The sequence below is a fragment of the Cohnella massiliensis genome, from assembly GCF_900169535.1.
GTDB lineage: Bacteria > Bacillota > Bacilli > Paenibacillales > Paenibacillaceae > Cohnella > Cohnella algarum.
This window is the reverse complement of record NZ_LT821256.1, coordinates 45,061-57,776: the sequence shown is the minus strand read 5'-3', so window position 1 is coordinate 57,776 and position 12,716 is coordinate 45,061. Positions and strand designations below refer to the sequence as shown.

Sequence of the window (12,716 nt, the reverse complement as noted above, 5' to 3'; positions counted from 1 at the left end):
ATGTCGAGACGAGGAGCGATGTCAATGAGCAATCTGGGAACGGGAAATCAAATTGCGGCTGCACTCGGCCAAGCGCAAATCGCGCCGATCAGGCCGATCGTGGGAGGAGCTTCGGCGGATGTGTCGGTCCAGCCGATCGGGGTTCCTTCTTCATCGGGCATAAGCGCCGAAAATATGCAACCGACGTTTTCGCGTCTGCGGGTTCAGGAAGAAAGCGGCGCCAAGCTGACAATTGGAGAAGAGCAGCTGTACAAGGCGATCGAAAGAGCGCTCAAAGCCATGCAGGGACCGCAAACGTCCATCCAAATGCAAGTGCATGAAGGAACGAATTCCGTCATGATCAAAGTTTTCAACAAGGAAACGGGCGACTTGATTCGTGAAATTCCCCCGGAAAAGACGCTGGATTTGGTCGTGAAGATGATGGAAGTTGCCGGGATTTTAATCGACGAAAAAGTTTGAGGAGGAGTTCTAGTGGCAACGATAAGACTCGGCGGTTTGGCTAGCGGCATCGACACGGACTCTGTCGTTAAGGAGCTAATGTCGGCAAGACGTCAGCCCCTGACCAAGCTGAACCAGCAAAAGATAAAGCTCGAGTGGCAGCAGGAACTGTATCGCGAGATTAATATTAAACTCGTAGACCTGCGCAACAATAAATTGTCCAACTACCGGATGAACAGCACATTAAATACGCTGGCTTCGACAGTGACCGGCAATACTTCGGCTGTGACCACCAAGGCGACGAGCAGTGCCGTTTCGGGGAGCATGTCGATTGAGGTTCACAGCTTGGCTACGGCGGCGTCCAGAGTTAGCACGACGGGAATTGGGACAAACGTCGATACAAACAAATCGCTTGCCGAACTGGGACTTGCCGCGAGCGCCGATGCAACGATTTCCTTTACGATTAATGACTCCGAAACTATAACCGTCAGTGGAAGCGATAAGCTTTCGGATGTAATCAGCAAAATCAACTCGACTTCCGGAGCCAATGTTGCAGCTTACTTTGATAGCGCTTCGGGCAAATTATCGTTAACTTCCAAGACTACGGGGGATGCATCGACCGTATCGATCGGGGGGACCAATGCGGACTTCTTCGATCAATTCAATCTTGGAGCGGTAGTGCCCGGGGATGATGCCGACGTAACGATTAACGGAATTCGCACTAACCGCGCCAGCAATACCTTTACGGAGAACGGCGTACAGATCACGCTGAATGCCGCATCCAACGGCGTGGCCAGCACGGTAACGACCAAAATGGACACAAGCAAATTTGTCGAGCTCGTCAAGTCATACATCACCGCCTACAATGATATTCTCGATACCATTAATTCGAAAATAAACGAAAAAAAGAGCTATAGCTATGCACCGTTGACGGAAGAACAGAAAGAAGAAATGACCGAGGAAGAAATCGAGCTTTGGGAAAAGAAAGCGAAGCAAGGTCTGCTCCGCAACGATACGGTTCTTTCCACTCTTGTGAATAATATGCGGATAGGAACGATATCCGATGTTGAAATAGGCGGAGAAAAAGTAAATATCACGAGTCTCGGCATTACGACAGGTGAATGGGGAGAACGCGGCAAGTTAAAGTTAGACGAAAATGCCTTGATAGCGGCGCTGGAAGAAGATCCGGAAAAGGTTATCGCGTTCTTTAGTCAGGAAACGACGGAAACCGATCCGGTTAAAGCGAAGTCTGCGACCAATCCAGACAGCGGTTTGTTCAATCGCATGTATAACGAACTTATGACGGCGCTTGATTCGCTGGCGGAGAAGGCCGGTACGTCCAGATTCAGCACTTCCACTACGGAGGCGTTTAATCCTTCGAGTTTGATCGGTACGCAAATCCTGGACATCGACAGGCGTATTGCCCGTTTGGAGGATCGTTTGCTGGATATCGAGAATAACTACTACAAGCAATTTGCCGCGATGGAGTCGGCGATCAACTCGATGAACGCCCAATCGAGCAGTTTGTTCGGATAACGATGATCGAAATTGCAGAGTTTAAATCGTTATTGGATGAGATTCGCAGCGAATCGCAAAGACTGAGCCATTTCGATACGGAAGCGGAATACACGGAATACGTTGCTCTTATTGAAAATAGACAGAGATTGGTCGATTTCCTCGCTCGTTTTCCTTCGGTTGCCGAGGATGAGAAAGAGGCCATTCAGGAGCTGGCTCGGTACGAGAAAGGACTGCTGGCGAGAATGGAGGCATTCAAGCGGGAAGCTTTGGATGGATTAAGGAAACTTGATGACTCCAAAAAACAGCGAGACGCCTACGCTGGCAGCTACGGATCCATGGAAGGCTTTATGTTTGATAAGCGGAGGTAGCGTAACGGCAGCCATGCTGAAAAGCATTGGCTGCCGATGCTGTTGTTCTTGCGGTTTTTTAGAAATTTTCAGTTATGCATATTGTGGAGTGATTCGACATGAATTCAGTATCGCTCGTGATGATTGTGCGGGATGAAGAAAAGGTTCTTTCCCGGTGTCTAGACAGCGCCGCATCCATCGTTGACGATATCGTCGTATTGGATACGGGATCGACCGACGGCACCAAAGACATTGCACGAAAATACGGCGCCAGAGTATACGATTACACATGGAACCATCATTTTGCCGAGGCAAGAAATGCTTCGCTTGATCATTCGCGAACGAACTGGAATTTGGTGTTGGATGCGGACGAATACATAACCAACGACTGCGGCCGAAAAATTCGCGATTTTATGGAGGAGGGACCTTCAATCGGGCGAATCCGCAGATTAAGTTCTGTTCAGGCCGAAGACGGGATTCAACTGGTAAGCGATTTTATCTCCCGATTGTTTCCCTCCAATATTCGGTACAAAGGACGAATTCATGAACAAGTTTCTTCGGGTTTGCCGCGAAAGGTCGTTGATGTCGAGGCGCATCACGACGGATACCTAAACATATCGAAGGCTGGCCGGAATATTCCCCTTCTGGAGCAGCAACTGTCGGATCATCCCAACTCCGCATATTACACCTTTCAACTGGCAAAAGAGTACAAAGGCGTTGGACGACATGCGGAGTACCTGCAATGGTGTCGTAAGGCATACAACCTTCTTACAAAGCAGGAGATGTACGCTCCATACGTGATCGTGGAATATTTATACGCAATGTTGAAATGCGGAGAATTGGAAGGCGGAGCCCATATAATCGAGCGGGAAAGCGAGTATTTGCATGATTTTCCCGACTTTCACTTCGTCAGTGCCCTGTTCTATTTGGACTATGTTCTGCAAGACGTGGCCAACCGGCTCCCGATGCTTCCGAGAATTGAACAAGCCTATTTCAAATGTCTGGAACTAGGCGACACGACAAGATACGATAGCGTCATCGGGACGGGAAGTTTCTCCGCCATGTACAACCTTGGGGTGTTCTACGAGGTCCAGGGAAGACATGAAGAGGCGGTAAAATGGTATCGGCAGTCAGCTGCCTATGCTTATGAACCTGCCCAAAAAAGATTACGTCAATATAATCTGGGTACGGGGAACTAAAGTCGACATGCATTGATTCCGATATAAGATACAGAAACAATGAGCAAAAGGAGCGCATCGATGATTACGAACCCTTATCAGAAGTATCAGCAGGCTTCTGTGCAAACGGCGCCGGCTTCGCAACTGCTTTTGATGCTATACGATGGAGCGATTCGTTTTGTTCGGGTTGGAATCGAGGGAATCAATCAACGAAATTACGAGAAAGCGAACAATAATTTAATTAAAGCCCAGGCGATTATAAACGAGCTGGTGGCCGGATTAAATCACGATTACCCTATCGCCAAGGATCTGCTCGTCCTTTATGAATACTTATTGCACCAGTTGATCCAAGCCAATGTCAAAAAAAATGCCGAAATCGCTCAAGAAGTATTGGATCACCTGACGGAGCTTAGAGAGGCGTGGGGAGAGGCTGCAAAACAAGTCGCGGGCGAGAGGTAATTTTTTTTCGAGTTTTTCTGCAAAAAATCTAAAGTATAATTCGTAACCTGTCGATATAATAGATAGCACGATTGAATCGGGCGGCCGACCTTCAATTCGTGACCCACAGGGAAGTGGGCTATTACACATTTCAGGGAGGAAAATGGAAATGATTATCAACCACAATATCAACGCTCTGAACACGCACCGCAACCTGGGCCTGAACAACACGGCTGCAGGCAAAAACATGGAGAAGCTGTCCTCCGGTCTGCGCATTAACCGCGCTGCTGACGACGCTGCAGGTCTTGCAATCTCCGAAAAAATGCGCGGCCAAATCCGCGGCTTGGAACAAGGCCAACGCAATACGCAAGACGGTATCTCCTTCGTTCAAACGGCTGAAGGCGCACTGAACGAAATCAGCGCGATGCTCGTTCGCATGAAAGAGCTGAACGTTCAAAAAGCCAACGAAACGTATTCGACCACGGACAAGAACAACATTGATGCCGAACTCAATGAACTGGGCGCGCAAATCGATGAAATCCTGGATAAAACGACGTTTAACGGGATCAGTATTAAGGATGCTATTGACATTGCGTACGACGACAATGCAAACACGATTTCTGTAGGTGGGCTGACCTTCACAGGTGGACTGGACAGCACTTCCGACCTTACTGCAGTAAGTACTGCAATCACGACCCTGTCTACTGACCGCGGTACCCTCGGTGCCAAGCAAAATCGTTTGGAGTACACCTCCAATAATATTGGTACGACGGCTGAAAACCTGACCGCTGCCGAGTCCCGTATCCGCGACACGGACATGGCGAAGGAAATGGTTAATCTTACGAAGAACAACATCCTGCTGCAAGCTGCTCAATCGATGCTGGCTCAAGCCAACTCGCAGCCGCAAGGCGTTCTGTCGTTGCTTCGTTAATTATCTATTTCTCCAGTTTTCAATTAAGGAGGCTGCTTTCGGCAGTCTCCTTTTCCTATTAAATTTAGAAGTTAGGAATCTTACTCTCAACTTAGCGTTCCATTAGATACTAAAATCTTCAGAAAATAAAGGAATTATAGCGCGATTCCCATAAATTGCTCTATAACATTCATTCTTTTTGAAGCCGATATTATTAATTAGTGATAGTTTAAAATGATAAACAGAATGGAGCTTTAGCATGACAATTCTCGAAACAAATTTAAAGTTCTTGCGACAAAGTTATCCACATGTTTATCGACTATTGAATGAGAGCCCTTCTACATCAGCTAACTACCGTTCTTTTGTTTCAAAGGATGGTCTAGGAAATATTGAAGTATGCTTCAATGAAAGAAAAACTGAGTTTCTGTACGATCCTTCACAAACGGCTATGGAAGCTGCAAGATGGTTGCAATCTATTACTGAGCACGTATCCCAGCAAGAACATATTCTAATATACGGTCTAGGACTAGGACATCACTTGCAATTACTACTTACATATTATCCACAAAAATGGGTATATGTATATGAGCCAGATCTGGAAATGTTTCGAAAAGCAATTGAGACTGAGGATTTAAGTCTCCTATTAAGCCATCAGAACGTCAAAGCTTTAGCGGTTGGAAAGTCTGCGGAAGCGAAGCGGCAATTAATTTACCCTATTTGCACGCACGCACAAGGATCGTGTTCATTTCTGTGTTTGCCATATTACGAACGTGTTGCTTCATCTGACTTGAGAGATTTCCGCCAAGAAATACCGTCTATTGTTTCGGAGTTTAACGTAAACCAAAATACTTTAGTACAATTTAAAGAACAGTGGCTTAGAAATAGATTAAATCATATATCGACCAATTTGTCATCGATACCGCTCCATGCATTAAAGGGACTGTTTCAAAATATTCCTGTTATCATCGTTGGTTCCGGGCCTTCGCTTAAGGAAGATGTTGAATGGATACGGCGTCTGCGTGATCATTGTCTGATTTTTGCGGCAGGAACGAGTGTGCAACCCTTACTGCATTTTGGAATAGAGCCCCATTTAGTTGTCATGGTAGATGGAGGATCGATCGTTGAATTGGTATTCCAAGACGAGGCTTCTCGAAATGTCCCTATGCTCTATTCACCTACGACCAACTTTCGTGTTACGGATTTGATGACGAGCCAATTATTCCACTTTTACGATCATACGGATCAAGTTAGCAAGCACTATATGGAACTGACGGATGAGGATCCCGTATTTTATTCGTCTGCATCAGTGACTGGAATGGCGATTCAAGCAGCGGTATATATGGGTTGCAAAGAAATTATATTTGCGGGTCAAGATTTCTCGTTTCCCGGGAATAACTATTATGCACCGGGCGTCACTCATTTTGCAGAACAGGGGCAAAAGTATGTTGTATCAAATGCCCAAGATGAAGTAGAGAATGTTCTTGGAACTACAAATCGGACGACTTCTTCTTATCGAGTATTGCTTAGGAATACGGAGGAAATCATTTCTAGACTCCCAGGGGTTCGGTTTATCAATACTTCCTCAGTAGGAGCAAAGATTGCAGGTACGGAATGGAAACGCATGGAAATGTATTATGAGGAAATAAACGGAGGCTTAATAACGGCGCCAAAGTGTATTAGCGATGTACTTAAAGTAAATGCAAGGTATAGCACGGAACGTGTTGCCTCCATTCTAACTAAAATCAAAAGTATACAGGTAGATTTAGGAGTTTACCAACAAAAGTTTCATGAGATAAAGAAGCTGATTGGCAAGCTCGCCGAATGGAGTCGAACAAATCCTAATAAGTGTGCGAAAACACTGGAATCAATCGAAGATCATTGGGCGGCTGTGGTCAATCGCGAAAGCTTCCGTGCCCTTTACGAATCATTGCTTCCACAGGAATTACATTATTTTGATAGTCACCTCTCATCAATTGTTGCGGAGAAAACGATAATCGGAAAGGCGCGTATGTTTGAGACGTATGTAGGCAAGATCGTCAATGAAATGCTGGAAGTGACCCCCCTACTAAAGGAGATAGCAGTAGAGGCAATTTCGAGATTAAAGCAACATGAATCAGAGGATGCGGAAGTGAAAGGCTAGGGAGACTTATGAACGGTTTTTTTCGGGATAAAAAAATTCTCATTGTTGGCGGTACGGGAACAATCGGTCAGAGCCTTCTTCATCATATCCTGCTTGACAAACCTAAAGTGGTTCGGATTTTTAGCAGGGACGAGTACAAGCAATTTGAGATGCAACAGAAATACCGGGATCAATCGAATATTCGCTTTTTGATCGGGGATGTACGAGATCAGGCGCGTTTAGTTAGAGCAATGCAAGACATTGATTATGTCTTCCATGCGGCAGCAATGAAGCATGTACCAGCTTGTGAATACAATCCTTTCGAAGCCGTTCAAACCAATGTGCTCGGAACACAAAATGTCATCCTTGCATCATTGGAGACTGGCGTTAAGAAGACAATATTCACGAGTACGGATAAAGCGATTGCTCCGACTAATACGTACGGTGCTTCCAAACTTATGGCGGAACGATTGATCTCTGCGGCGCAATATCAAGCCGGTGCCAGTCAAACAAAATTTGCGGCCGTTCGCTTCGGCAATGTGATGGGTTCAAGAGGGTCTGTCATTCCATTATTCAGACAACAAATTATAGATAATAAAAAAGTTACTGTTACGGATAAAAATATGAGTAGGTTTATGATGACAGTTGATCAAGCTTCGCAACTAACTACTAAAGCTATGGCTTTTGCGCAAGGTGGGGAAATTTTTGTATTAAAAATGCCTGTTATTAAATTGAAAGAATTAGTAGATGTTTTAATAGATGAGTTATCCGTTCAACTTAAAATTGATAAGGAAACTATTGTGGTAGAAGAGATTGGTTTGCGTCCGGGAGAAAAAATGTTTGAAGAACTTATGACAGAAGACGAGGCTATTAATGCAGTAGAATTGTCTGATATGTATGTTATTCAAAATAGTTTTTTACAAAAGCATGATTATCATGGAGCAACTCCAGCTAAGAAAGTAAAATTAACATCTAATTCAATTTCACCCCTTTCATTTCAAGAGGTGAAGGCAATTATAGTGGAAAATAATTTGTTGCAGTAAAGTGAGGAAGGAATAATGATTATATTTGCTCATCGTGGCTACTGGCTTGAAAAGAGTGAACAAAACTCATTCCAAGCATTGCAACTAGCTTTTGAAAAAGGATATTCTATTGAAACGGATATTTGGCGAGTAGGTGACGATTTAATTATAAGTCACGATAATCCAATTGTTAATTCTAGTTTATTAACTGTGAATATGTTTTTAGATAGAGTCGAATTATATACCAATGAAGTTATTAATATCGCATGGAATATTAAAACAGACTCATGTGAACAACTAATCGTAAAATTTCTAGAGAATTTCAAAGGATTAAAAATAAATCATTTCTTTTTTGATATGAGTATCCCTGCAATGATAGCGATGCATAAGTTCTCGAAACAAATTCCATTGTGTACCCGTTTGAGTGATGTAGAAGTTGTTCCTGTATTGTATGAAGAATCAAACTACATTTGGTTAGATTCATTTAATCAAGAGTGGCTCAAGCCTGAGGTGTTACTTAGGCACCATAAAAAAGGGAAATTCTTGATAGTCGTCTCATCAGAGCTACATAAACGTGATAAAAGTCAGCTATGGGATATGTTACATACTTATTATATGAGCTATCCAGATTATCGGCATTTAATGGCAATTTGTACTGATTATCCTGACCAAGCGAGAACATTCTTTGTTTAAAGAGGTGTTAAAATGATTAAAGCTATTTTCTTCGATATGGATGGAGTTTTAATAGATGCTAAGGAATGGCACTACGAGGCGCTAAATCAGTCCCTTAAATTATTTGGTTATGAAATTACAAGATATGAGCATTTAAAGATGTACGACGGCCTTCCTACAAAGAAAAAGCTTGAATTATTAACACTGGAGAGAGGGTTGCCGATAGGTTTGCATAGTTTTATTAACGAAATGAAGCAGATTTATACTATTGATTATATTAACGCAAAATGTAGGCCCATTTTTCAACACCAATATGCACTTTCGCGTTTAAAAAGTGACGGTTATTTTCTTGCTGTATGCTCAAATTCCATAAAGAAAACTGTTGAATTAATGATGACAAAAAGCGAACTAATGGATTATTTAGATTTTTTTATGAGTAATGATGATGTCTCTTTTTCAAAGCCAAATCCAGAAATATATAATAAAGCTATGGAACGATTAAGTCTTTCGCCTCATGAATGTCTAGTTATAGAGGATAATCCTAACGGAATTAAAGCGGCGGAAGATTCAGGTGCTAGTGTAATGGTTGTAAATTCAGTTTTCGATATCACATATGATGCTATTAAAAAAGTAATTAATGATTTAGAGGTGAAACAGCATGATAAATATCGTAGTGCCATTAGCAGGTAAAGGAAGCAGCTTCAAAGAAAAAGGAGAACTTTTTCCAAAAAATTTGGTGGAAATAAACGGGAAACCGATGATTGAGTGGGTTATCTCGAGTCTAAAGATCGATATTAAGCACCGTTTCATTTTTATTATTAGAAACGAAGATTTTAAGGATTATTCTTTTTCCTATACTCTTCGCCTACTATCAAGTGATTCTGAAATTGTTGTTGCCCAACAAGAAACGGCTGGATCCGTTTGTAGCGCATTGTTAGCTATTGATTTCATTAATAATGAACAACCGCTAATTATTGTGAATGGAGATCAAATTATTCAAGATAATCTATTTGAGCAAGGAATAAATTATTTTATTCGCAAGTCATTTGACGGAGGAATTATTACTTTCCCTGCTGTTCATCCAAAATGGTCCTATGTTAGACTGGATGAAAATAATTATGTTATAGAGGTCGCTGAAAAAAAACCAATAAGTAAAAATGCAACAGCAGGGGTTTACTATTTCAGGAAAGGGCTGGATTTTGTTAATGCTGCTTTTCGAATGATACGTAAAGATATACGAACACTAGGGCAATTTTTTGTTTGTCCTGTATATAACGAATTGATATTAGATGGTAGAAAAATAGGTGTATTTTCTATTGAAAAAGAAAAAATGATCAGTCTTGGAACACCAGAGGAAGTTAACCAATTTAAAAATAAATCTGTATTCGGAGGATAATATGATAAACGTGGTAGTCCCAATGGCTGGGCAAGGTTCTAGATTTCAAGCCGGGGGGTACAGTGACCCCAAGCCATTTATTGATGTATTAGGAAAAACAATGATTGAAAGGGTGCTCGAAAATCTTGCCGTAGACGAATCTCGCTTTATATTAATAGTTCGAAATGAACATTATATTAAATATACTGAAGTATTTAAAAGGATAGAAAACGAATATGACGTAACGATTGTTTTTTCTGAAAAATTAACCGAGGGAGCATGCTGTTCGGTATTAAAAGCAATTGATTATATAAATAATCAGACTCCATTACTAATAGCAAATAGCGATCAAATTGTTGAAACTAATTTAAACTTATTCTTGAGGGATTGTTTTGAAAGAAACCTGGATGGTTCTATCCTAACATTTTATGATAATGATCCAAAATGGAGTTATGCAGCGTTAAATAACGATAGCACCATTCGAATTGTTAGAGAAAAAGAAGTGATTTCGCCTCATGCAACAGTTGGAATATATTTCTACTCTAGAGGAATTGATTTTGTTCACGATGCTGTAAAAATGGTTGCTAATAACGATCGAGTAAATAATGAATTTTATGTTTGCCCTGTATATAACTATGGTATTGAAGGTGGAAGAAAGTTTGGAATCTTTGAAATTGCAAAAGAAAGCATGCACGGGTTAGGTATACCTGGTGATCTCAAAACTTATATAACATATTTAGAAAGTAGATGACAAACAGTGTATTCCATTGTCCCCTTAGCTGGTCCCGATTTATTTTTGGCTGAAAAAAAACAATTTAAACCGATGATTCCCTATAAAGGAACAGAATTACTCCCAGGTATACTGAAAAATAGATCCTGGAGTAAAGAAGTGGAGCTATATATTTTTGTGCTTAGAGAACAACCCGGAATTAAGGTTTTAGTAAAATTCATACAGGACCAATTTGCGAACTGTATGATTCTATATTTACCGAATCTTGCAAGAGGGGCTTTGATGAGCACATTATCGGCTGCATCTATCATTCATGAGTTTAATAAGCCGATTATTGTTGATCTATGTGATATAGATTTTAAAAGTAATATTAATATTCAAGGGATGTTTGGAGAATCTAATGTTAAGGCGGTTCTTCCAGTATTCCAATCAAATTCAGAAATATTTAGCTATGCAGTTTTGGATACTAGTAACCCATCGGTAGTAATACAAACAGTGGAAAAGAAAAAAATATCGGAATGGGCTTCGGCTGGGGTTTACATCTACAGGGATCTCAATAGTTTATTGGTTGCAGCTCAAGATTCTATTGAATTTCATTATCATTATGAATATAATAACAATTTATTTCTTTGTCCTAGTTTGAACGGGTTAATAAGAAAAGGGTTTAAAGTGATTGCCGTCAAAGTAGATGACGTAAATTATGATTTAGGAATAATCAAAAATGAGGGGAAAAAATAATGGGAACAAATTTAAATAATATAGAACTTAAAGATAAAAAAAAAATAATTGGTTGGGGTACAGGAAGTTATTTTAAAAGTGTATTTAATAGGACTTCGATTCATTTGGATTATCTGGTTGATAATGATGAAAGTAAAGTCGGTAAAGAAATAAATGGACTCCAAGTGTTTGGACCTGAACAGATTCTGAATGAGAACAGTATGGAAGTTGTTATTGTTGTTTACTCTAGTTTTTATGATGAAATATATCGACAGATCAAACAAATGGGAAACTATGATGTAATTGCTGTAGAACAGATAATGGAGCAGAATGAGCAAGAAGCGATGACACAGGCAGAAAAAGACCTAATAGCAAGACAGTTTTGGGACAATAAAAGAGAATATAAAGGTGTTGACCTTAATCATTGGGGGTCAAATGATCTCATTGTTAGTATAATTAATAATAGGTTATGTGGTCCACAATATAATAATTGGGTCCAGTATATTAGAGAAAACTATTTAAAGGAAAAACTTGATTTAAAAGTTCTTAGCTTAGGTTGTGGGACAGGACATTTAGAAAGAATTTTATTAAAAGAGTTATCTTGCAAGTTAATAGATGCCATTGACTTCTCACCGTTATCAATAAAAGAAGCTAAAAATAGAGCTGAGTTGGAAGGTTTTTCAGAAAAAATAAATTATCAAATTGATAATTTAAATGAAGTTATTTTGGATGCTAACAAATATGATTTGATTGTTGCGGAAGAGTCTATTCACCACATTTCGAATTTGGAGCACTTATATCAGCAAGTGAATAGTTCTTTAAAAAGTGATGGTATATTTGTTCAAAATGAGTTTACTGGCCCCAATCATTTTCAATGGACAGATGAGCAACTAAGCGAAATTAATGGAATTCTTGAATTAATATCACCAAAATACAAAATTAGAGATAAGTTTAATCGGCCAACACTTGATCAAATGCTTAGAACAGATCCATCAGAAGCTGTGAGATCTTCGGATATTATACCATTAACGTATGATTTTTTTAATGTGCTGGAACAGAGAAATGTTGGTGGAAATATTATGCACTTACTTTACCAATGTTTAAATACTGATTATTTTCATTTCAATCGCAGTGCATTTTGTGAACATCTTTTAATTTCGTTAATGGAATATGAGGAAAAAGTGTTTTTAAGTAGAGGAATTTCAGATGCTGCAATGCTGATTGCACAAAAAAAGACAATTGAGGAATGAGA

14 protein-coding genes are annotated in these 12,716 nt (G+C 40.5%); all 14 read left to right on the top strand.

All coding sequences use genetic code 11. The annotated features are described in order from the left end of the window. Nucleotides 1-24: 24 nt before the first annotated feature. Nucleotides 25-459: a flagellar protein FlaG gene (locus tag B7E11_RS05005; protein WP_245809625.1), complete on the top strand. Its 435-nt coding sequence runs from the start codon at nt 25-27 to the stop codon at nt 457-459. A gap of 12 nt (nt 460-471) precedes the next feature. Further along, a complete protein-coding gene (gene fliD, locus B7E11_RS05000) occupies nt 472-1,974 on the top strand; it encodes a flagellar filament capping protein FliD (RefSeq protein ID WP_080832514.1) in 1,503 nt (500 codons plus the stop codon). A 2-nt stretch (nt 1,975-1,976) separates the two neighbouring features. Beyond that, nucleotides 1,977-2,324 carry a hypothetical protein gene (locus B7E11_RS04995; RefSeq protein WP_080832513.1) on the top strand — a complete coding sequence of 116 codons (348 nt, stop codon included), beginning with the start codon at nt 1,977-1,979 and terminating at the stop codon, nt 2,322-2,324. 98 nt (nt 2,325-2,422) lie between these two features. Beyond that, complete coding sequence (locus tag B7E11_RS04990; RefSeq protein WP_080832512.1) at nt 2,423-3,502, top strand: glycosyltransferase family 2 protein; 1,080 nt, start codon at nt 2,423-2,425, stop codon at nt 3,500-3,502. 60 nt (nt 3,503-3,562) lie between these two features. Next, nucleotides 3,563-3,940: a flagellar export chaperone FliS gene (gene fliS, locus B7E11_RS04985; RefSeq protein WP_080832511.1), complete on the top strand. Its 378-nt coding sequence runs from the start codon at nt 3,563-3,565 to the stop codon at nt 3,938-3,940. A 148-nt stretch (nt 3,941-4,088) separates the two neighbouring features. After that, the gene (locus B7E11_RS04980; RefSeq protein WP_080832510.1) at nt 4,089-4,850 is read left to right on the top strand and encodes a flagellin N-terminal helical domain-containing protein; all 762 of its coding nucleotides are present in this window, start codon (nt 4,089-4,091) and stop codon (nt 4,848-4,850) included. 238 nt (nt 4,851-5,088) lie between these two features. Then, complete coding sequence (locus tag B7E11_RS04975; protein WP_080832509.1) at nt 5,089-6,969, top strand: motility associated factor glycosyltransferase family protein; 1,881 nt, start codon at nt 5,089-5,091, stop codon at nt 6,967-6,969. An 8-nt stretch (nt 6,970-6,977) separates the two neighbouring features. Beyond that, nucleotides 6,978-7,991 (top strand): UDP-N-acetylglucosamine 4,6-dehydratase family protein, encoded by a 1,014-nt coding sequence (locus B7E11_RS04970; RefSeq protein WP_080832508.1) that lies wholly within the window; start codon nt 6,978-6,980, stop codon nt 7,989-7,991. Between the two features lie 15 nt (nt 7,992-8,006). Next, nucleotides 8,007-8,663 (top strand): PI-PLC domain-containing protein, encoded by a 657-nt coding sequence (locus B7E11_RS04965; protein WP_080832507.1) that lies wholly within the window; start codon nt 8,007-8,009, stop codon nt 8,661-8,663. A gap of 12 nt (nt 8,664-8,675) precedes the next feature. Next, on the top strand, nt 8,676-9,332 hold the full coding sequence (locus B7E11_RS04960; protein WP_080832506.1) for an HAD family hydrolase: 657 nt from the start codon (nt 8,676-8,678) through the stop codon (nt 9,330-9,332). Then, complete coding sequence (locus B7E11_RS04955) at nt 9,301-10,038, top strand: glycosyltransferase family 2 protein (RefSeq protein WP_080832505.1); 738 nt, start codon at nt 9,301-9,303, stop codon at nt 10,036-10,038. Before B7E11_RS04960 ends, B7E11_RS04955 begins: the two co-directional genes overlap by 32 nt. Nucleotide 10,039: 1 nt before the next feature. Next, complete coding sequence (locus B7E11_RS04950) at nt 10,040-10,768, top strand: glycosyltransferase family 2 protein (RefSeq protein WP_213084125.1); 729 nt, start codon at nt 10,040-10,042, stop codon at nt 10,766-10,768. A 6-nt stretch (nt 10,769-10,774) separates the two neighbouring features. Beyond that, nucleotides 10,775-11,485, top strand: a complete 711-nt coding sequence (locus tag B7E11_RS04945) for a glycosyltransferase family protein (protein WP_139787074.1) — start codon at nt 10,775-10,777, stop codon at nt 11,483-11,485. Further along, nucleotides 11,485-12,714 (top strand): class I SAM-dependent methyltransferase, encoded by a 1,230-nt coding sequence (locus tag B7E11_RS04940; RefSeq protein ID WP_080832503.1) that lies wholly within the window; start codon nt 11,485-11,487, stop codon nt 12,712-12,714. The genes B7E11_RS04945 and B7E11_RS04940 overlap by 1 nt, the downstream gene beginning before the upstream one ends. Nucleotides 12,715-12,716: the final 2 nt, after the last annotated feature.